Annotated in this window: 18 protein-coding genes; all 18 read right to left on the bottom strand. The window is 54.8% G+C overall.

Features of this window, described 5'->3' with window-relative positions:
• Window positions 1–164 precede the first annotated feature (164 nt).
• The 18 genes from ftsH to spoVT all read right to left on the bottom strand — a co-directional run bounded on the left by ftsH (window position 165) and on the right by spoVT (window position 20,172).
• Window positions 165–2,084, bottom strand: coding sequence for an ATP-dependent zinc metalloprotease FtsH (ftsH, locus tag ACFSO0_RS09465; protein ID WP_376879310.1), 1,920 nt, complete (start codon window positions 2,082–2,084; stop codon window positions 165–167).
• A gap of 69 nt (window positions 2,085–2,153) precedes the next feature.
• Window positions 2,154–2,693, bottom strand: coding sequence for a hypoxanthine phosphoribosyltransferase (hpt, locus tag ACFSO0_RS09460; protein WP_376879308.1), 540 nt, complete (start codon window positions 2,691–2,693; stop codon window positions 2,154–2,156).
• Window positions 2,690–4,117: a tRNA lysidine(34) synthetase TilS gene (tilS, locus tag ACFSO0_RS09455; protein ID WP_376879305.1), complete on the bottom strand. Its 1,428-nt coding sequence runs from the start codon at window positions 4,115–4,117 to the stop codon at window positions 2,690–2,692. The genes hpt and tilS overlap by 4 nt, the downstream gene beginning before the upstream one ends.
• Window positions 4,095–4,541 (bottom strand): threonine/serine exporter family protein, encoded by a 447-nt coding sequence (locus ACFSO0_RS09450; RefSeq protein ID WP_376879303.1) that lies wholly within the window; start codon window positions 4,539–4,541, stop codon window positions 4,095–4,097. Before ACFSO0_RS09450 ends, tilS begins: the two co-directional genes overlap by 23 nt.
• Window positions 4,542–4,545: 4 nt before the next feature.
• Window positions 4,546–5,295, bottom strand: a complete 750-nt coding sequence (locus ACFSO0_RS09445; RefSeq protein WP_376879301.1) for a threonine/serine exporter family protein — start codon at window positions 5,293–5,295, stop codon at window positions 4,546–4,548.
• Between the two features lie 63 nt (window positions 5,296–5,358).
• A complete protein-coding gene (locus ACFSO0_RS09440; RefSeq protein WP_376879299.1) occupies window positions 5,359–6,300 on the bottom strand; it encodes a serine/threonine protein kinase in 942 nt (313 codons plus the stop codon).
• A complete protein-coding gene (locus tag ACFSO0_RS09435) occupies window positions 6,290–7,048 on the bottom strand; it encodes a VWA domain-containing protein (RefSeq protein WP_376879297.1) in 759 nt (252 codons plus the stop codon). Before ACFSO0_RS09435 ends, ACFSO0_RS09440 begins: the two co-directional genes overlap by 11 nt.
• Before the next feature lie 65 nt (window positions 7,049–7,113).
• Entirely contained in the window at window positions 7,114–9,588 is a 2,475-nt protein-coding gene (gene spoIIE / locus ACFSO0_RS09430; RefSeq protein ID WP_376879295.1) for a stage II sporulation protein E, read from the bottom strand.
• Between the two features lie 295 nt (window positions 9,589–9,883).
• Window positions 9,884–10,255 carry a S1 RNA-binding domain-containing protein gene (locus tag ACFSO0_RS09425; RefSeq protein WP_376879292.1) on the bottom strand — a complete coding sequence of 124 codons (372 nt, stop codon included), beginning with the start codon at window positions 10,253–10,255 and terminating at the stop codon, window positions 9,884–9,886.
• Between the two features lie 43 nt (window positions 10,256–10,298).
• On the bottom strand, window positions 10,299–10,607 hold the full coding sequence (locus tag ACFSO0_RS09420) for an FtsB family cell division protein (protein WP_376879289.1): 309 nt from the start codon (window positions 10,605–10,607) through the stop codon (window positions 10,299–10,301).
• Between the two features lie 20 nt (window positions 10,608–10,627).
• Window positions 10,628–11,200, bottom strand: coding sequence for a spore cortex biosynthesis protein YabQ (gene yabQ / locus ACFSO0_RS09415; protein ID WP_376879287.1), 573 nt, complete (start codon window positions 11,198–11,200; stop codon window positions 10,628–10,630).
• Window positions 11,197–11,481 (bottom strand): sporulation protein YabP, encoded by a 285-nt coding sequence (gene yabP / locus ACFSO0_RS09410; protein WP_376879285.1) that lies wholly within the window; start codon window positions 11,479–11,481, stop codon window positions 11,197–11,199. Before yabP ends, yabQ begins: the two co-directional genes overlap by 4 nt.
• A gap of 97 nt (window positions 11,482–11,578) precedes the next feature.
• Window positions 11,579–13,606: a copper amine oxidase N-terminal domain-containing protein gene (locus ACFSO0_RS09405; protein WP_376879282.1), complete on the bottom strand. Its 2,028-nt coding sequence runs from the start codon at window positions 13,604–13,606 to the stop codon at window positions 11,579–11,581.
• Window positions 13,607–13,773: 167 nt separating this feature from the next.
• On the bottom strand, window positions 13,774–15,918 hold the full coding sequence (locus tag ACFSO0_RS09400; protein WP_376879280.1) for a GDYXXLXY domain-containing protein: 2,145 nt from the start codon (window positions 15,916–15,918) through the stop codon (window positions 13,774–13,776).
• A 123-nt stretch (window positions 15,919–16,041) separates the two neighbouring features.
• The gene (locus ACFSO0_RS09395) at window positions 16,042–16,335 is read right to left on the bottom strand and encodes an RNA-binding S4 domain-containing protein (protein ID WP_376879278.1); all 294 of its coding nucleotides are present in this window, start codon (window positions 16,333–16,335) and stop codon (window positions 16,042–16,044) included.
• Between the two features lie 2 nt (window positions 16,336–16,337).
• Window positions 16,338–17,825, bottom strand: a complete 1,488-nt coding sequence (gene yabN, locus ACFSO0_RS09390; RefSeq protein ID WP_376879276.1) for a bifunctional methyltransferase/pyrophosphohydrolase YabN — start codon at window positions 17,823–17,825, stop codon at window positions 16,338–16,340.
• A 42-nt stretch (window positions 17,826–17,867) separates the two neighbouring features.
• Entirely contained in the window at window positions 17,868–19,499 is a 1,632-nt protein-coding gene (locus ACFSO0_RS09385; RefSeq protein ID WP_376879273.1) for a putative polysaccharide biosynthesis protein, read from the bottom strand.
• A gap of 130 nt (window positions 19,500–19,629) precedes the next feature.
• Window positions 19,630–20,172, bottom strand: a complete 543-nt coding sequence (gene spoVT, locus ACFSO0_RS09380; RefSeq protein WP_376879271.1) for a stage V sporulation protein T — start codon at window positions 20,170–20,172, stop codon at window positions 19,630–19,632.
• Window positions 20,173–20,225: the final 53 nt, after the last annotated feature.

Below are 20,225 nucleotides of genomic sequence, written 5' to 3'. Positions count from 1 at the left end.
GTATGAGAAGTACATGGTGCCTATGGTGACCAAGACAGGAGTTCCGTACTTGAAACCTTGGGCTGTTGCACCCAAAGGGCACGAGTCTGGCTGCATACACAAGCACGGGATAAGCACCGGGTCCATTCTTACCTGTAGAACAAAAGGAGCACCAGAGGCGCCCCTTATTGTGTCGGTTCATCGTTTGTATCTTCTTTTTTCGGCTGAATGTTGACGACCACGTCTTTGTTTTCATCCGGATCGTTGTCCATGCGGCCGGTTTCGATCAACTGCCTGATTTGTTCCGCATCGAGTGTTTCGACGCGCAGCAAGGTGTTGGCAATCAGATCGAGCTGGTCACGATGCTTGGTCAAAAGCTCTGTGCATCGCGCATAGCATTCGTTGATGATGTTTTGCATCTCCCGGTCGATCTCGTACGCGATCTGATCGGAGTAGTTGCGCTCGTTGCCGTAATCGCGGCCCAGGAATACCTGTCCCTGGCTTCTGCCGAACTGCATCGGCCCCAGACGGCTCATCCCGTACTCCGTAATCATGCTGCGTGCAATCGCCGTCGCACGCTGGAAGTCATTATGTGCGCCGGTACTGATGTCGCCGAGTACCAATTCTTCTGCGACTCGTCCACCAAGAAGGCCGACGATTTTGTCCAGCAGGTCTGTCTTGGTGGCAAAGAAACGGTCTTCTTTCGGCAACATGACCGTGTACCCGCCAGCCTGACCGCGTGGAATGATCGTTACCTTATGTACCATTTCGGCGTTTCGCAAGTGATAGCCGATAATTGTATGACCAGCTTCGTGGAAAGCAACCAGACGGCGCTCCTCTTCGCTGATAACGCGGGACTTTTTCGCCGGACCGGCAATGACGCGGTCGATCGCCTCGTCGATTTCCGCCATGTTGATTTGCTTTTTGTTCTTGCGGGCGGTCAGGAGGGCTGCCTCGTTCAGCAGGTTCTCCAGATCGGCACCGGTGAAGCCCGAAGTACCGCGGGCAATCACATCCAGCTTCACGTCGTCGCCAAGCGGCTTGTTGCGGGCATGTACCTTGAGCACCGCTTCACGGCCTTTGATGTCCGGACGGTCCACTGTAATTTGTCGGTCAAAGCGTCCCGGACGCAAGAGTGCAGGGTCGAGAATGTCCGGGCGGTTGGTCGCAGCCACCATGATGATGCCTTCGTTGCCGCCAAAGCCGTCCATTTCTACGAGCAACTGGTTGAGCGTCTGCTCGCGCTCGTCGTGACCGCCGCCAAGACCCGCTCCGCGCTGACGGCCGACAGCGTCGATCTCATCGATAAAGATAATGCAAGGCGCATTTTTCTTCGCATTTTCAAACAGGTCACGCACTCGGGAAGCACCGACCCCGACGAACATCTCCACGAAATCAGAACCGGAGATGCTAAAGAACGGAACGCCTGCTTCCCCTGCAACAGCACGGGCGAGCAGCGTTTTACCGGTACCCGGAGGACCTACGAGCAGGACCCCTTTAGGGATACGGGCGCCGACAGCGTTAAATTTGCGCGGATCTTTCAGGAATTCAACGACTTCCTCCAGCTCCGCCTTTTCTTCGTCTGCCCCTGCCACATCGTCGAACGTGACGCGCTTTTTCTCTTCGTTGTACAGCTTGGCACGGCTTTTGCCGAAGTTCATCACCCGGCTGCCGCCACCCTGCGCATTATTCAGAAGGAAGAAAAACAGGATGAAGATGATCACAAACGGAATAATCGAGGTCAGGAAGGTGAGCCAGATGCTGTTGCCTTCCGCAGGATGAACCTCTACTTTTTTCACTTTTTGCTCATCCATCTTCTGCTCTACCAACGAAATAATATTGGAATCGTACAGGGGAACATTGGTGAAAAATTTGTTGCTTTCCTGTCCCGGAATAGCTTTAGCCAGCGTACCATCGACTCGGTATGTACCATTTTCAGGTCGAATGGACATCTCGGTGATGTTATCGGCTAACAGCTGTACCCGGAAATCCTGATATGTAAGTTTCCCAACCTTATCAGTACCGGAGAGGATGAAATTCACGATCCCGACCGTGACAAGAAAAATCAGCAGGTAGAACCCGGTATTACGAAAAAAGCGATTCATTCCTTACCTCCTCTCACGAACAGACACTTTTCACATTTTATCATATGAAGCAGGGTCTCCACAACAAACCTACTTTGTGTAGACTTCAGGCTTTAATACCCCGATATACGGAAGGTTTCGGTATTGCTCGGCATAGTCCAGCCCGAATCCTACGACGAATTCGTCCGGAATGTCGAAACCGCTGTAATCCGGAGAAATGTCTACCTTGCGGCGCTCCGGCTTGTTCAGAAGCGTAACGACTTTGACCGAAGCCGCTTCGCGATGGCGCAGCAGCTCTACCAGGCGGCTGAGTGTCAACCCGCTGTCCATGATGTCCTCTACGACCAGGACGTGACGATTTTGCACAGAGGTATCGAGGTCTTTCAAAATTTTGACCATGCCCGAAGACTCGGTGCCGCTTCCGTAGCTGGAAACTGCCATGAAGTCCATCTCGCACGGGATATCCATGTGGCGGATCAGGTCGGCCATGAATACGACGGCGCCCTTCAGCACGCAAATCACCAGCGGATTTTTCCCCCGATATTCGGCAGCCAGCGTCTTGCCCAGCTCCTGAATCTTGCCTGCAATCTCTTCCTCTGATAGCAAAATCTTCTCGATGTCTTGATTCATGAAAAAACCTCCCGCCAATCTTCTCCAAATTCTACCCGCACGTACAGAAGCCGCCTGGTCTGTTCCGTTACAGGCGCCGTCGCAGAACGCCGCAATCCCGGCACCCACAACACTTCTTCTCCAGCCGCCAGCAGCGGCAGTCTGTCCCGCCAGGCCCGTGGCACTTTTTGATCGATCAGCAATTCCTTCAGTTTCTTTCCAGATGCTGTGCCAAACAAGGCAAGGCGGTCACCGGGTCTGCGATTGCGCAAAAACAGCGGCCCTGGAAGACGATCGGCATCAAACACCGCTTCGTTCTCCTGCAGTCGCTTCCAATCCGTGAAACGTACAAGCTGTTTCGTATGTACCCAAACCTTGCTCTCCTCGATCCAGATCGATCCTGGTATCGGAAGGTCGTAACAATACATATGTATGCGTTCTTCTCGCCCTTTTGGACAAAAATGAATTCGCCCGTACACCCGGTTTACCACCAGCTCTCCAGGCAAATGCAATTGTGCCGAAGGACGGCTACCACCTGATATATGCAACACCGCCTCGACATGCTGAGAAGACCACTCAGTTTGTTTCGAGACATACCCTAATATTAGAGTAATCATTCTCCTTTGTAAAGCAACGTCACACTTTTGAAACGCTTCAAGGTCCAATACGATCTCGTCCTGCTTTTGCGCAATCAAGACCTTTTGCAGCTGCTCCCTTGCCAGTCTCTCCAGAAGCTCATCGTCCTGGCGAATCGCCTCTGCCGCCTCAAGTATATGCTCCCGGTAGCGTTCGTTGACCTGGGCGAGCAACGGCATGACATCGAGCCTTAGCAAATTCCGCTTGTACTTGCGGGAGTGATTGCTGCTGTCTTCCCGCGGGGCGAGGCCATTCTCGCGGCAGTATGCCTCCAGTTCCTGCCTTGTCTTGTGCAGAAGAGGGCGTACCAGCTCGATGCCTCCCTCCTCTAGCCAGCGTCGTTTCGGCATTCCCGTCAGCCCGTGCAATCGCGTCCCGCGCACAAGCCGGAACAAGATCGTCTCAACCTGATCGTCAGCATGATGCGCCAGCGCCAGTTTGGCAGCCCCCTGTTCCTTTGCGACCCGCAAATAGAAGCCGTAGCGAACGTCCCGGCTCGCCTCCTGTCCCCCTTTGCCGGTCTGCTCCATGTAGGCCGGCACATCGAATTCAAAGAGGTGAAAGGCAACGCCGAGGGATTCGCAAAGCTCCCGCGCGTACAGCGCGTCCAGCCGTGCCTCCTCCCCGCGAAATCCGTGGTTCAGGTGAACGGCATGGAGTTTCCACCCGTAATGATATTGTTCATTGAGAGACACCAGGATATGCAAAAGAGCCGAGGAATCATTCCCGCCGGATACGCCGACCACGACGGTCTCCCCTGGCAGCAGCAGACGCTCCCGCAATATTTCATTGTGCACGCTTGCCAGCATGACGGGCTCCTTTCACAATCGTCACCACCGATATTCCAAAGATGAGTCCGGACGCGATCGCACCCGCTATCATCATCGTTTGGGTGGCCAACGTAATGCCTTCAATGTAATTGTTGTTGACAAAAGCCAGCATGGATCTGTATGCCAACGATCCCGGCACCAGCGGGATGATCCCGGCGACGCTGAAGTTCGTAGAAGGAACACGCAAATATATCGACAAGATCTGACTGAGCAGCGAGACGATCGCAGCAGATACAAAGGTCGACAGCAATACTTCTGCGCCCAGCGCCGGCAAGAGCGAATAGACGAGAAAACCGACCATCCCGGCAACGCCGCCGGCAAATATGGTGCGGACAGGTACGTTAAACAGGACACACCATGCCATGGACGACACCAGGCTGAGCGCAAGACCTTGCCATATCATCGGATCACCTCGTAAACCAGAGAATAATAGCAGTAGCCACAGCGACGGAGACCGCCGTCAGCATCGCCTCGACGCCGCGGGAGACACCTGCCACCAGATCTCCTGCCATCAGATCCCGCAGCGAGTTGGTGATCGCGATCCCCGGGAACAGCGGGAGCATCGCCCCGATGATAATGATGCTGATATGCAGCTGGGGAAAGCACGTCACGGTGAGCAAGGCAAACAGGCCACCCAGCAAGGCGGCTGAAAACTCGGTAAAAAATTTCATTCGCACAAACTGTTCCAAATATTCGAGACTGAGATTGACGATCAAACCGGCCAGAGCGGACGGCACGAGATCGTACCAGCTCCCGCCCGTAAGCATGGAAAAGGAGCCGCTGGCGATAGCGGCCGCCATATGCTGCATCCACTTGGGATAGAGCGGTTTTTTCTGATCGATCTCGCACAGCGTCAAGTACGCCTGTTCCAGCGTAATGCTGCCGCCGACAAACTTGCGGGACACGTCGTTGACCAGCGTGATTTTATTCAGGTTCGTCGTGCGCATGGGGGTGCGAACCATTCTCGTATGATCCAGCCCCCCGCAGCGAAACGAGAGGATGATGCTCGTCGGAGTAGCGGAGCTGTTGACGTCGTCCATTCCGGCTGCCTCCGCGATCCGCGCCATCGTTTCCTCTGTCCGGTAGGTCTCGCCTCCGTTTTTCAATATGATTGCGCCTGCCAACAGGCATGTATCCATCACCAAATCTGAGGACAAGAACCGTCACATCCTTAAATAAAGCCTTTGTCGAAGCTTGCCCATGTGCATGCGCGGAAGGCCTCACATGAACCAGGCGTAATAGAGTGTGCCAGCCAAGAGCAACAAAGAAGCGACGAACAAGCCGCTGATCCCCGTTCCCCCTGCCCCAGATGTTCGCTTGCGTGTCTGCTGCTGCTTCGGGGCGGCAACCGTGAGTTCCCGCAGAATCGTCAGCATTTCTGCTCGCATCTCCCCCGCCGAAGCGTACTTCCCGTGAATGGCTTTCAGGAGAGGCACGCGGTACGGGTACAGGCCGTCACTGTTCCGTATTATATCACACAGATATACGGTCTGACGCGGTTCGCCCAGAATGCTTTTCCACGTCTGCCGGTCGACGAACAGACGGACCATCATGACGGCTGCAGAGAACAGATCGTAGCTGACCTCGGCGCGCCTGTCGCCTGCATGCCAGTACGCCCTGTCGTATTCCTCGGTGAACTGGCGGACGGCATTGCCCAGCTTGGTCACTCCCCCAAAGTCGATGAGCCGCACCTGCCTATCTCCCTTTGTCACGATCACATTTTCCGGCTTCAGGTCGCCGAATACCCAGCCGTGCCTGTGCAGGACGTCGAGACGAGCCAGCAGCTGGACGATCATCACAGCGACCCACTCCGTACCGGATTGCCTGATATATCGATCCAGCTGCTCTCCCTCCAGGTATTCCATGGCGTAAAACGTGCAAGGCTTGCCGTCGATCATCACATCGTCCACATCACACAGGAGCGGTCCCACTTGGGAGTCCCGCCCCTGCTGCACGCTTTTCAGCACATTCACTTCCATTAAAATGTCGATGCTCTCTCCGCCGACCTTGACTGCCCGCCGCACTCCGCCCTGGGTCGTCAAGTAAACCGCCCCGTTCGCCCCACGTCCCAGCTCCCTTAGGACGTGGTACGTTTTTTTGTTCCACTTGCCCTGGAACTGCCGGGGCAGGCCGGGGATCTTCAGAGTCTGGTCAAAAGACATGGTCCCGCAAGCTTCCATCTTCGTGATCGCCCGATTCCAAGGCATATCGCCCGGAAAGGGACTGCGGGAGCTTGACATGGTCGAACAATGCGATCGCCTCCACGATCGCCGGTCCTGTCGGAGTGATCCCGCTCATCGCCAGATCGCTGGTGATTTGATGGGCTTGCTCCACTTTTTCCGTCCAGGGAATTCTAACGTCCAAATACTTTTGTTTCCCAGGAAATGAGCAGACAGCCATCCGGCTATGCCCGCTGCGGGACTGCAGGCTGATGCTAAAGTCGTGAATCGCCTGCTGCACCGCAGCCAGCTTCGGCTTCATACTCCCGGATGTATCGACCAGCATGACGACATTCAGGCTGCTTTTCTCTCCCAGCTCGTCCACCATGCCTGCTACCTGCACGCGCTTTTGCGGCTCCAGCTCTTCTATTCCGGAATCGCCCAAAATCTCTTTCAATTCTTTATGGACCACCTGGTGTATCGTTCGCGTCATTGCCTTGCGCGTGAGCATCTGGACGGTTTGCGCCAGCTGCTGCGGATATACGATGTCGCACAGGCCGCCGCCCGCTTTCGCGATTTCGCGGATTTCCGTCTCACCCTTTTCCCCCAGCTCGCTTTTCTCAATCACGCCGATGACATTGACGGTAATCCCTTGTTCTCTCGCCAGAGCGGCAGCCGCCACGGGGCTCATCCCGGTGTTCGAGCATCCGTCTGTCACAACCAAAATTTGCCGAAGTGTCGCTTCTTTCACAAATTATCTCCCCATTCTGCCTGTTTTAGCAACAGTATCGACGGGGAGGCTGGAAAACATACGTATCAGCTGACAACTCGCGGTCGCTCCAGCTTTTGCATGCCGTGTACCTGGATCGCCGACCATTGCGGCACGAACCGGTCGATGCGGGCGACAAGCACCGTCATGTCGTCGACGATCTGGCCGGAATGCTGGCGGATGACTCTTTCCAGGAGCAGGTCTGCCACTTCTTGCGGATCGTCAGTCTGCAGCTCGCTGATGATGCGCTTCATCCATGCCTGCCGGTTCTCGATATGCCGCGGGGCCTCGTAGATACCGTCGGACATCATGATCAGCAGATCGCCCGGTTTGAGCGTGCGGGAGACGACATCCACCTCGATCTCGTCCAGAATCCCGACCGGCAAATTGTTCGCGGTAATGGTAAATACGTCTGAACGCCGCTTCACAAAGCTCGGGGTCGAGCCGATTTTGACGAACCGGGTGTGTGCGGTCTGCAGGTCAATCAGCGCCAGATCGACAGTTGCGAACATCTCTTCCGTGGAGCGCAGCGCGAGTACGGAATTGACCGTCTTGATCGAGATTTTCTCGTCCATGCCGGAGCGCAGCAGCTGCTGGAGCATGTCCAGCGCGGACTGGCTCTCCAGGGAAGCACGCGCTCCGTTGCCCATGCCGTCGCTGATGGCCAAGGCCATTTTGCCGTTGCCCAGATCCATCGTGCGGAAGCTGTCACCGGAGAGGAGCTTGCCGTCCTTGGCTGCTCCTGCCACGCCGATATCGATCTCGTACGTTTTGGCGGAGGCGAGGCACATGGTGCAGGAGCCGTCCTTTTGGGCGTCGCAGTGCCTTTCCCGGACGACGATGTTCTCTCCCAAAATCTCGGTCAGCATCGGAGCGACGATTTTGGCGCACTCATCCCGGCCGTAGCAGGTAGGCTGGCTGATCTCGATGTCCACCTTTCCCTCTTCCAGACTGTGAATGTCCACGCGGCGCACAGACAGGCCAAGCCCCTCCAGCGCCTGCGATACCTGTTTTTCCTGTAAACTCAGCTCCATTCCTTCCCGCTGGATTTCACGGGCGAAGTCGCTCATCACCCGCGATACGCCGGACAATTGATCGGCCACCAGCTTGCGGCTCTCCCTGATCTGTTTTTTCAACTGTTCAAAGGATTGCTGCCGGTCGTACTCCTGCTCCATGACCGTCAGCACCTTTTCTGTCTTCACGCATTTTCGCTCCCAGTCCTTTGGCGGCGTAATGCCGGCCAGCGTGCCGTTCTCCTGCACTTTCTCCATGAGCCAGCGCATCCCCTGATAGGTGGACTGCATATCCCTTTCCCAGCACTGTTCCTTCTTCCAGCACTTCTGGCAGGTAAATTCGGTGACGCGGCTAAGAAACGCGTCCGCTTCTTCTTCGATTTCTTCGGGGTCCGCCGTCTGGGCAAAGCTGCGGGACAGCTGCGTAAACAGCTCGGAAAACTGCTGAATCTTGGCTGCGGTCACATCGCGGACGCGGCGCATGTACTCCTGATGGGACTGCATGTTTTCGCTCGTGCCGGGAACGAATCTCGCGACCTTTTTCCACAACGTGGCAGGAGTCAGGATGAACAGCAGGATCGCCAGCGATGATTCCACGAGCGACAAGTACAGCGTGTCCTCTGCCCCTCCGTAAATCGCCAGGATAGCCGTTCCGATGAGCAGCCCCGCCGAGACGCCGACTTTTCCCCCTTCTTTGAGCAGTCCCGCCAGCAGTCCGGAAAAGGCGAGCAGATTGATCTGCAGCAAGGCGCTGACGTTGGCCAGACTCAGGATAAGTCCCGTGACCACCCCGACGGCCGCCCCGATTGTCCCTCCACCCACAAAGGCAAACAGCAGCAGCAAATACCGGGAGAGCACGTGCTCCATCGAGACACCTTCGACCATCCAGTCGACCGTTCCCGTCATCAGGGAGGCGAGCAGGATGACCAGCGACACGATTTCTTCGTTTTTCAACGGTTCGTACGGCTTGGCCATGTGGACGATGGAGAGCGACTGGATAAAGATCAGCGTCAGGACGAAGCCGAGCACCGACTCCACCGCCACCATGACCAGCTCGTAGGTGTTTACCTGGTTCGTCAGCGCGTGGTACAGCAGATGGCTGATGAAGATCGTCGTCATGACAAGCAACGGCGTACGGGAAAAGTCTTTGCGCCTCATTCTTTCGGTAATTTTGCAAGCGGCCAGGGCGAGCACGATACTGAGGATCGTCTCCAGCCCGACTGGCACCGATTGGGAAAAGGCTCCGATTATCAAGGCAAACCCCGTCGTGACGATGCAATCACGACGGATGTAGAACATCACCATAAAGTATGGGATCACAAAAGGGGTTAGCTCTTCGAGAATGAGGGCCCTCCCCAGCAAAAAGCCCATCAACAAAGGAAGAACGTTCCATCGCTGCGCGGCATTCGCTATTTTCTCTCCCCAGGTCCGCGCCGCCGTATCCATCTGTTCGGATACTTGACGCGTCCACACCTGGCCGGTACTCGAGACATTTTTGTTTGCGATCATGTTACACCACCCCGTTCTTTTCAATGTGTTTCTCATTATACGGAGGCGGTATTGTAAAATTTGTCAAAATACCAATGGATATTCCCAGAATCATCCGACAAATTCATTGACACGTTCGGACATGCGCAAAGACAAAAAAAACCGACGTTATGGCGGATAACGTCGGCCGACAGGTGATTCGCGCTTTGCGAAACGGGCTTACGATTACGTATTCGGCACGATTTCCAAAATGCCTTCCTGCTCGTGCAGTCAAAATGCGATTGACACAAAGAAAGAAAAGTGGTAATTTTCCGAATCAACGCTGTCGACCACGGCCCCTCTTGTCCCCATTTTTCTTTAACGAGGATTGGCGGTCTTCGCTTTCTTTTAAAAATCGGTTCAGTTTATCTTCAAAGGCTTCTCCGCGCTCCCGCTGTTGGCGAGGAGGCCTTTCCTTTTCCTGTGCTTTTTTGATCGACAAGCCGATCTTTCCCTCTCGGATGTTCAAGACCTTTACGGTAACGATGTCTCCGATCTTGAGAAAATCGTGAATGTCTTTGACGAACGTATCTGCAATCTCACTGATATGCACAAGACCGGTCACATTTCCAGGCAGCTCCACAAACGCACCGAATTTCGTGATACCTGTCACTTTTCCTTCAAGTTTGCTCCCGATCTCGACTCCCATGAACGTGGAAAGCCTCCCTCTGCTTGAAGATCAGCCAGACAGCCTACTCCGGAATCACATAAATGCTCTCGCCGGGCTTCGTGTAGTAGATCCGCTTGCGTGCCAGCTCTGCCAAATACTCTTTGTCACCCAGCCGACTCGCTTCGTATGACAGCTCTTCCTGCTGCTGCTGCAAATTCGCCGACTCTTCTTTCAGCGCATTAAGCTCTGCTTCTTTCTGGGACAGGACCCCGCTTTGCAAATAGAGGGTATAGCCAGTCCAGACGAAAAAGCAAAGAATGAAAAAGAAAAAGAGCCGCATTCTCCGCCTTTGTCCTTTTCGGTTTACTGGAGCGGACATTGCTTCTTTCATCATTTTGCCACCTCGGATGTTTACTCCCGTTTTCTCTTCGAGTGAAACAAATTCTTCCAATTGAACCAAATTCCTCTTGACTTGCTGAACATTTTTTTCCCCATTTGTTGACCCCATCTGGCAAACGGAGAAGTGACAAATCGCGCCACTTTCCACAAAAAGCCGAGGATCGCGAGCAACCCGGAATACAAAAATGCCAGCGTCATCAGGATCACTCGGTAAAAGAACAAGACGGGACGAACGACCAGGACGTCGATGATTTGCAAGACCGTGCGATAGAGCCACTGACAGAATTCTATCACGCGGTGCAGCAATTGGATATACTTCTTACTACCTATAACAAAATACACCCAGGCGCCGAAAATCATTCCAAAAAAGATGGGAAAGCGAATGATTCCGTTATTGACCTTCAGCAATATGAGGAAAACAGCCCCCATGCTGCCTACCCAAAAGAGGATGTCAAAAATAAACACCATCCAGAGCGGCAGCCTGCTTTTGCCTTTGAAAACATGGTACGTATCAAATCCCATTCCCATGAGAACACCGCACGTGGACATAGCCAGCACCGTCTGCAGCTGAACCCCGATATTCACTTGAACAGCTTGCCGAAGAAACCTCTCGACCGATCCCCGGCCTGACCTTGCTCAAGATAGGCCATTTCATGCACCAGACCTTCGATCGCCACTTCTCCGGTTTCCAGACTCAGATTTTTCATATGCAAATTTTGTCCACGTATGGTTAGAAAGCCGCCCTCTGTCTCCAGCAAAAACTCTTCACTGTCAAAGCTTTCGACGTTTTTTACACCCGAAATCGCCAAGCTGCGCCGATTGATCATCACGACTTCATGCCGAGGCCGCTTCATGTGCTCGTTCATCATAACTCCCCCCCTTGCATACCCTTCTTGTACCATCGTATGGGGAGGGATGTCCTTTTAGAACAAAAAACCCCCGCTGGATCGCGGGGTTGTCTGACTATTTATAGATCGTGTAGTTGCCGTTGGCGAAGATGATTTTGTAGCCGGTCCGATCTGTAATGGCACGAAGCGGCAAGGCCGGAATCTTGTTTTTCAGTTGAACCGCCACTGGCAGGGTCACATTCTGGCCATTGACGGTGGCTACGTTGGAGCCTACCTTGAACTGCATGACGGTATTGCCGCTGACGACTTTGGCGGTCGTCTGCGTCCAGGTGACAGTCATGCCGAGGCCATCGCGGAAAAACGACGCCGGCATCAAGGTGTTGCCGTTTACGATATACGGCGCTGCCCCCATTGCCGTCACTTTTCCTGCCTTGGTGAACGAAGCGACGTTGGCCTTGAAGCTGACGCCGTTCAGAGCCACGATCGTCGCCGGGCGGGCAAACAGCAGTCCTTTTTCCTCGGAAGTGTAGACCCCGATGCTGTACACACCGGGAGGCGCCGGGTTGACGATTCCCCCGGCTTCGAGGACGTTGATGTTGACAGCCGTCTGCGCGGGAATATCCTGCGTCGGCACGATAATCAGATTCTGGCCACGGACCCCGACGTAATTGGCAGCCGTTCCGTTGACCGTCACACTGGTACTCGGAATGTACGCCGGAATGCGGAAGCCCGCCGGCAGTACGACTTCAAAGAAGCCTTGCCCACGCGTGATCGGCGCGCCCAGACCTTTGATCGCGATTTGTATGCCGGTCGGAGTAGAAGCAGTCGCCCTCGTCAGTCCGATCGTTGCCGCGGTATTGTCCACCGCAACCGGTACAGCGCTGCCAGTGATCTCAAAGCTTTTGGAACGGTACGTTCTGCCGTCTACCTTGGCTGTCAGGCTGTATGTCCCTGCCGTTTTCGGGTTGGTCAAATACGCATCGAAGGCAAATTTGACATTCAGGCTGTCCGCGCTTTTGAACCCGCTGGGCGTGCGGAAGGAGACCTTTCCATTGCTCACGCTCACAGTGCCGACCGGTTCCCCGTTTACCGTCACGCTGTAGCCCGACAGGACGGGAGGGACCATGTCCGCGCTCGGGAATTCGATCGTAATATCCGAGTTGGCGTACGCCTTCGTCCACAGATCGATGTCAAACGAGTAGCTGGAGCGCGCCCCTGCCCCCCGGTCCGACAGCGCGACGTCAAACGATGCGTTGGCCGATCCGGTGACTTCCATCTTCTCGGACGTGTAGGTCTTGTCGTCGTACTCGATCTCGAAGGTATAGTCGTCATCGGCACTCGACGGGTTTTTGATCCCTGCCGAAGAACTGAATTCGAGCTTGATGGAGGAATCGCCGTCTGCTCCGCTCGGCACCTCGATGCGAATGGAGTCATTGTCAATGATCGACAGGTAGTCTACCTTGGTCCCGTTTACTTTGACATCCGATTTGCTGATGCTCTTCGGCAGCATATCCTTGGTTGGGAAGTCGACGTAAATGTATTTCCCTTTTTTCAATTTCGACTTGGACGACAAATTGAATTTGCCCAAGGTCAGGGAAATCTCTGCTCCTGCGTCCTTGCTGCTCTGGGAGACCGCAAATTTGCTGCTGCTACTGCTGCTGCTCGACGATTTGCCAATGGTGATTTTTCCGTTTTTGTACGTCGATTCCTTGGACGTTTTCACCCCGATGGAATACGTGCCCTTGTCCTCGGGATTGGTCACGTTGTCGATCGACAAGGTCAAGACCGTACCCTTGCTTACCTTGTCATCCAGCTCGATGGTCACGACATTGCTGCTGACGGACACATTATCAATCTCCACTTCGTCCCCGTCGTCATCCTCCAGATAGACGTCAGATGTCTTCAGCTTTTTGTCGACGGTGAAATCGGATGGAAACTTGACGGAAATCTCGTCGCCCGCTTTCAACTCTTTGTCGATTTCAAATTCGATTGTATATTCTGTTTCTTCATCCGCGCTCGTATCATCCGCCGAAACGTCTTCGACTGTGAGGGCATAAGCGGCTTTTGGCACCACGGCGAATGGACTTGCCAACACCGTAGTCGCCAGCAGTACAGATAATCCTTGTTTTGTGCTTTTGTTCAACGGTAACGCCTCCTTCACCTGCAATTCTCTCTATAATAGGAAAAGAACGGCAGGAAAGGGTTACAGACTGGTAACGAATGGCTTCACCTACAGCCTGATGAAGTCGCATATTCCAAGCAAAAGGAGCTGCCGAATCAATCGGACAGCTCCTTTTTTGCTTGGGGTATCTATTCGGAAGTCAGCTTCTCCAAGAGCGCGTCTCCCTTTTTCCCTACCCGTACTATGGCGAATTTCGCCGTGCGCTCAATGTCTTGGCCGGTGCCCTCCGGGATGAAATAGCTCTCGATCCCGTATTCGACCCGGTCAGAGTCAATCGCTTTGCCGTTGATGATGACATCGCCGGAAAGCTCCTGATACGGCTTGTTCCAGACGTCGTTTTGTTCGTAGTAGCCACTGTACTGGTAGACCCCGTTCTCGTTGGGACGCAGTACAACCCGCAGCTTGGCGTTCTCGTCGCTGAATTGCTCCTGTTCGAGCGTGGAAATCTCGTAGTTAAGCTGGACGTAATCGCCTTGCAGGAACGAACGTGGATCGATGGGGGCTAGCTGCAGTTTCACCGAGCGGCCTTGGGAGAGAATCGATTCACTGCTCTGGACCTGATAGCCGACCAGCAAAAGCTGCAGCACAATGATCGCCGCGAGGGCGAACCGCTGCCGCGCAAAAATCGGCACTCCCTGCTCCTCCTGCCTGCCATTGGCTGACCGATCCAGCCAGTAGCTGACAGCAAAGAAGACGATACTCAGTATCAGCAGGCTGATGGACTTGTGCAGCAGACTCCAGAACAGGTCGTAATACTTCATCAGCAAAAAAGCAAACCAGAAGCCCAGCGCAATCCCGAAGCTCGCTTTTCGATCTTGTTGCAGGGCGCGGTAGGCAAGGAGGGTCGTGAGCGCAAAATAAGCAAGGTTGATTACGAATTGCAGCCAAATCACGCGGTCATGTACTTCTGTCAGGATGAGCAAGCAGCAGAGCGCATAGACCAGGGAGCTGTTTTGCAGGGCTGTCGGCAAGCGCTGAACCACATACATGGCCAGCTGGAACACAAAGAACAGCCACAGCACCCACTCCTGACTGCTTCCCCAATCGCTCAGCTTCACGTACAGGACGAGCAGAAAGCCAAACTGCGTCAACAGCCTGACGGGGATTCTGCCATTCACTGTCCATACATAGCCCAGAACCATCAGGAACACGATCCAAGCGTAGCCCTCAAGATAAAGGGACGAGCCGACTCCGAGCAAGTATCCCATCGCAAGCAGCGTGTAGCGAACGGTGGAATTCATACTTTTGCTCAATACGGCTGGTGCGATAAAACCGATGACAGACAGGAAAAACAGGAAGTACGCGACTGACTTGTCGTCATCGAACACAAGAGCCAGAAAACCCGTCAACGAGATCGCTCCGATCGAAGACGCCACCAGTGTGACGAGGACGATAAAGGCTTCTTGAATAAAACGCCCCCACAAGCTATCCTGCTGCGAGGACTGTTTGCGCAGCCATTTCATACCCGCGACCGCTCCCCAGACGATCGCCGCAGCGACCAGCAGCGCGATCAGGAAAAAGCCTTCGGAATAGTATTCTCCCATATACCAGAAAAACTTGCCGATGAGAAACAGAGCGAGCATGACCGCTGTCACGACGAGCATCGCACGGTTCGGCATCCAGCGGAGAAAAGCGACGAACAAAGCAGCGCCGATCACCAGATACAACAGCTCCGGAAGCACTCCATACACTTCTACAAAAGCCGAAAGAAACAGGGACAGCTGAAAAACCAGAAATGACAGGTAATAGATAGATCGCGAGCGCAGCCGCTCGATAGAAGTGAGCCAGAACAGGAGGAGATTGCCGAGCGCAATCAGCCAATAGACCATGAACCACCAATCGTCCCCGAGCGCCACATGGATGACGGAAGGATCGAGAAAAAACCAAATGGCCAGATGCGCCAGGACGTAGCTGATGACGTAAAAGGGCTGGTATTTCGTCACAATAGCAAACAGCAAATTGGGAAGCAGCCAGACGAGAAAGAGCATGTAACTGTCAGCGTGCGAATTGTAGATTTGCCCCAGCAGCGCTACGGTGACGCCAAAGGCCAGTCCGCCTGCGGCCAAAAGCCAGTTGCTAATAAACGCATGCCGTTTCAACACGAGCGAGCCGACGTAGGAAAACAGGTAAAACAGAAGGAGCACAGATACGCTCACACTGATTTTTCCAAAGCGATCCAGTGCGGGCCAGTTGGATGCAAAAAAGTAAAACAGCGCAGCCAGCAAGAGAGCGATCCCGAGAAAATACCCGAGTCTCACTGCGTTTTGTTGCATGTGTACACACTTCCCTTCGTCTTCATGGTGCTCACATGTATCTCCATTATATACCCTTCCTGTATGAAAAAAAGACTACCAGCAAACAGGTAGTCTTGGCTCGGAGCCATGCTTTCCAGCCTTCTAGCCCTTGATGTAAGCATCCTCTTCTTTTTCATCACGCGGCACAGGCACTTCGCCGATGACGGAATAGAGGGAAGCCGCTTCTTCCTTGCGCGGGTTTTCCTTGATGTCCTCCACCTTCACCGTCACGATTTTCTGCCCGAACCGGATCGACAGCTTGTCGCCGATCTTGACGTTGCTGGCTGATTTGGCCACGCGGTCATTGATCTCGACCCGCCCTTTGTCGCACACCTCTTTCGCCAAGGTGCGGCGCTTGATCAGACGGGATACTTTCAAATACTTGTCCAGCCTCATGCCTATCCTCTCCTTTTGCTGTGCTGCTTGGCTTCTTCCCACCATTGATCCATTTCCGTAAGATCGGTCTGTTCAAAGGTGCGGCCAGATGCGCGCAGCTTGTCTTCGATATAGGAAAAACGCTGCTTGAACTTGTTGTTGGTCAGCGCGAGCGCTTCTTCGGGATCGAGCTTCAGGAAGCGGGCGAGATTGACGACGGCAAACAGCAGATCGCCCAGCTCTCCGGCGCGGTCCTCGTCCGCCGCTTCCCGCAGCTCGCGGAATTCTTCCTCGACCTTGGCGTAGACGTCCGCGACATCGTCCCAGTCGAAGCCCACCTGTGCCGCTTTCTTTTGCAGCTTGTAGGCGTACATGAGCGCTGGCAAATCGCGGGGAATGCCCGCCAGCTGCGACTGGACCGCGACATCGATGCCTTTTGCCGCCTTTTCCTGGGCCTTGATTTCCTGCCAGTTGGCGAGCGCCTCGCTGGAGTCGTTCGCGCTCTTTTCCCCGAAGACGTGCGGATGGCGTCGTACCAGCTTTTCATTCAATGTCGCCACCACATCGTCGACGGTGAAGTACCCTTCCTCGGCGGCCATCTGCGAATGCAGCATGATCTGCATCAACAGGTCGCCCAGTTCCTCGCACATCGCATCGGGGTCTTCGTCGTCAATCGTCTCCAGCACCTCGTACGTCTCTTCGATCAGATTTTTGCGGATGCTCTGATGCGTCTGCTCGCGGTCCCACGGGCAGCCGTCCGGACTGCGCAGGATGGCGACGATCTCTTTGAGATACGAGAACTGGCGGTACGCGACACGCTCATCCTGCGCAGGCGGCACGTAGACAAGCGACAGATTGCCGAAATGGTCCAGCCGGTCCAGCTCGTACAGCGGCACGGTCTCGATTTGCTCCTGCCCGGCCACACCGACAGCCGTTGCCACCGTCACCTGATAGTCATCCGGCAAAACTTCCATCAATGTCAACTTCACATCGGACGCGACGAACGCATCGTACACCTGCGCGATGATCGTATGCAGTCCGGGCGATACCTGGTCTGCCTTCAGCGCCGTTCCGTCGAGCAAGGCAAAGCCTTCAATCGGATCGATTTTCAGCCGGGCGAACAGCGGGTCGATGAAGCTCTGCCCGCCGCCGATCTCGATGGCAATCCCACGGGCAGCTCCCTGCTCCAGCAGCAGCTGCACCGTGCGCTCCGCCACCAGGGGATGGCCCGGCACGGCGTAGACGATCGAGCCGTGCTGCTGTACGCTGGCAAACAGCTTTTCCACGATCTTTGTGTATACTTCCTCGAATGATTCATGCTGCTCGTAGACCTCATCAAATGATGCATACGCGATCCCCTCGGCGCGCAGCTGCTCCACCACCGGATGCTCCTGCGTGCGCAAGTATAGATGGGATGCCTGCTTCAACGTCCGGTATATCCCGTACGGCAACTGGTCGAGGTCTCCTGCCCCGAGACCGACTACCGTGATAATTTGCCTGGTTGTAGCCACTTCTCATGCCTCCTTCGTCTCACATCATGCCCGATTTTTTTGTCATGGCAACAGGCGCAGCCTGGAAAGCAGCGAAGCGATCCTCTTGCCTTTCGGTAAAAATTGAATGTCCGCGCGCGTCAGTCCGCCCGTTTTCAGCAGCGCGAGCAAGTAGACCAGCGCTCCGCAGCCGATCGCCAGCAGTCCGACGATAGTGTGGAGCAGACGCTGGGGACCGGAGATGTTGGCAAGCAGGGCGTTTGCCCCCCATTCGACAGCCAGCACCACGCCAGCCATCACCAAGACCGAAATGAATGGCTTCAGTACCGTCTGGCGCAGACCGATCTCGGCTCCCGTATATTTTTTCACAGCCAGTACATTGAGCCCCATCGCAACCAGATAAGCGAGGACTGTCGACAGAGCCGCCCCTGCGATTCCCCACAGTGGGACGAGCACCAGATTGAGCACCAGCTTGACCAGCACGCCGATGAACAGATTGCGCGCTGGGCGCATCACCCGTCCCAGACCTTGCAGAATGCCGGCACTGGCGATGCTGAGGGTCGCAAACAGGATCGTAAACGACTGTACCGCGAGTGCCTGCGTCCCGCTCGCGTCACCGTACAGCATCACGTTGATCGGCTCGGCCAGCAGCGCCAGTCCGAATGACGCGGGCAGCCCGAGCAAAAAGGTCAGGCGGATCGCCACTTCCGAGCGGCTGGCAATCAGATGGTGCTGGCGTTGCGCCACGGCCTCGCTGATGGCCGGCACCAGCGCGAGGGAGAGCGAGGTCGCAAAGAACGTTCCGAATTGAATGAGCGGCTGCCCGCGGTCATATGCTCCCTTTGCCAGCTTGGCCAAATCTTCGTGCATCCCGCTCCACTGCAACATGTTCACGACTGTCACCGAATCGACCAGCGGGATGAGCGGCAGCACCAGTGCGCCCATGCAAATCGGCAGCGCGTAATACAGCAGGCTGCGCAATACCTCGCGATTGGTCCATTCCGCTACACCGTCTGCCTGCTGCTGGCCGGCAACCAGCTGCCTGCCCTGCTTGTCCCGCTGCCAGTACCAGAGCAAAACGAGCACGGCTGCCACCCCGCCGGGAAACGCGGCAAACACGGCGCCCGTACCGGCGAGATAAGCGTCCTTGTACACGTTCATCGCCCAGAACGCGGACACCAGGATGAAAATGACCCGGATCAGCTGCTCGATTACCTGTGAAACGCCTGTGGGCATCATATTTTGATGGCCCTGAAAATATCCACGCAAAATCGACGCCATCGGAACGAGCGGCAGCGACCAGGCAACAGCCCGCAGCGGCGCCGCCAAATGCTCGTCTCCCATGAAACGCGCGACCAAAGTCGCCCCGCCGTACAACAGCAGAAAGAAAAATACCCCCAGGATGACCAGCGCAATGCTGGCAATGCGAAACGCGCGGCGCGCCCCGAGCGTATCCCCCAAGGCGACTCGTTCCGAGACGATTTTCGAGATGGCAATGGGAAAGCCCGCCGTCGCCAAAATCAGCAGCGTCGTGTACAGCGGGTATACTTGCATGTATACGTACAAACCGATGTCACCGGCAATGTTTTGGTACGGAATGCGGTATACGGCTCCCAACAACTTGGAGACGAGACCGGCCACCCCAAGAATCGCGGCGCCTTTCACGAATTGTACGGATGCTTTTTCTTGAGCCATATGGGTGAAATTTCTCCTCTCCAACCAGAAACTTCGTACATTATACCACATGCGTCTTCCGATCAAGAAAACTTGGCGCGCAACAAAAAAACAGCCCCGCATTTGCATGAGGCTGTTTTGATTCCAGCTTCTACTGTTCCATCTGCTTCGCCAAAAATCCGGCGGCAGTCTCCGACATTTTCATTTCCAGGTCGCCCATTTTAACTGACTCGTTTTTGTTGAGCAAAATGACGGAACCGATCGGGTCACCACCGGCGACGATGGGAGCCACGACGAAAGATCCGTACGTCTCGCTCATATCACGACAAATCTCATAGGAGCCCGCATTTTTCTCCAACCGGGGTTTACGCTCCTCCAGACACTTCTCGACAATGCTGCCAATCGGCTTCTCCAGGTATTCCTTCTTGGAAGCCCCCGCCACTGCAATCACGCTGTCTCGGTCAGAAATCAGGACGGTATGATTCATGCTCTCGTACAGAGAGTCTGCGTATTCTTTAGCGAAATCCCCAAGCTCTCCAATAGGTGAATACTTCTTGAGAATGACTTCTCCATCACGATCTACGAAGATCTCCAGCGGGTCGCCTTCACGAATGCGCAATGTACGACGAATCTCCTTAGGAATCACGACCCGACCGAGGTCGTCAATTCGACGAACGATACCAGTTGCTTTCATGTCATGTTGCCTCGCTTTCCTAAGAGAAGTGGGTTGTGAAAAGCTTTGGTTCG

The sequence above is a fragment of the Brevibacillus sp. GCM10020057 genome, from assembly GCF_042683565.1.
Taxonomy (GTDB): domain Bacteria; phylum Bacillota; class Bacilli; order Brevibacillales; family Brevibacillaceae; genus Brevibacillus.
This window is presented reverse-complemented; position numbering and strand designations above follow the sequence as displayed.

Bases quoted from the DNA above. Each gene is read 5' to 3' on its own strand.
- ACFSO0_RS09420 (WP_376879289.1), bottom strand. From the start codon at position 10,607: ATGAAAGAAGCAATGTCCGCTCCAGTAAACCGAAAAGGACAAAGGCGG.
- ACFSO0_RS09450 (WP_376879303.1), bottom strand. From the start codon at position 4,541: ATGATATGGCAAGGTCTTGCGCTCAGCCTGGTGTCGTCCATGGCATGG.
- tilS (WP_376879305.1), bottom strand. From the start codon at position 4,117: ATGCTGGCAAGCGTGCACAATGAAATATTGCGGGAGCGTCTGCTGCTG.
- hpt (WP_376879308.1), bottom strand. From the start codon at position 2,693: ATGAATCAAGACATCGAGAAGATTTTGCTATCAGAGGAAGAGATTGCA.
- ftsH (WP_376879310.1), bottom strand. From the start codon at position 2,084: ATGAATCGCTTTTTTCGTAATACCGGGTTCTACCTGCTGATTTTTCTT.
- spoIIE (WP_376879295.1), bottom strand. From the start codon at position 9,588: ATGATCGCAAACAAAAATGTCTCGAGTACCGGCCAGGTGTGGACGCGT.
- yabP (WP_376879285.1), bottom strand. From the start codon at position 11,481: ATGAACGAGCACATGAAGCGGCCTCGGCATGAAGTCGTGATGATCAAT.
- ACFSO0_RS09440 (WP_376879299.1), bottom strand. From the start codon at position 6,300: ATGTCTTTTGACCAGACTCTGAAGATCCCCGGCCTGCCCCGGCAGTTC.
- ACFSO0_RS09395 (WP_376879278.1), bottom strand. From the start codon at position 16,335: ATGAGGCTGGACAAGTATTTGAAAGTATCCCGTCTGATCAAGCGCCGC.
- spoVT (WP_376879271.1), bottom strand. From the start codon at position 20,172: ATGAAAGCAACTGGTATCGTTCGTCGAATTGACGACCTCGGTCGGGTC.
- ACFSO0_RS09385 (WP_376879273.1), bottom strand. From the start codon at position 19,499: ATGGCTCAAGAAAAAGCATCCGTACAATTCGTGAAAGGCGCCGCGATT.
- ACFSO0_RS09425 (WP_376879292.1), bottom strand. From the start codon at position 10,255: ATGGGAGTCGAGATCGGGAGCAAACTTGAAGGAAAAGTGACAGGTATC.
- ACFSO0_RS09400 (WP_376879280.1), bottom strand. From the start codon at position 15,918: ATGCAACAAAACGCAGTGAGACTCGGGTATTTTCTCGGGATCGCTCTC.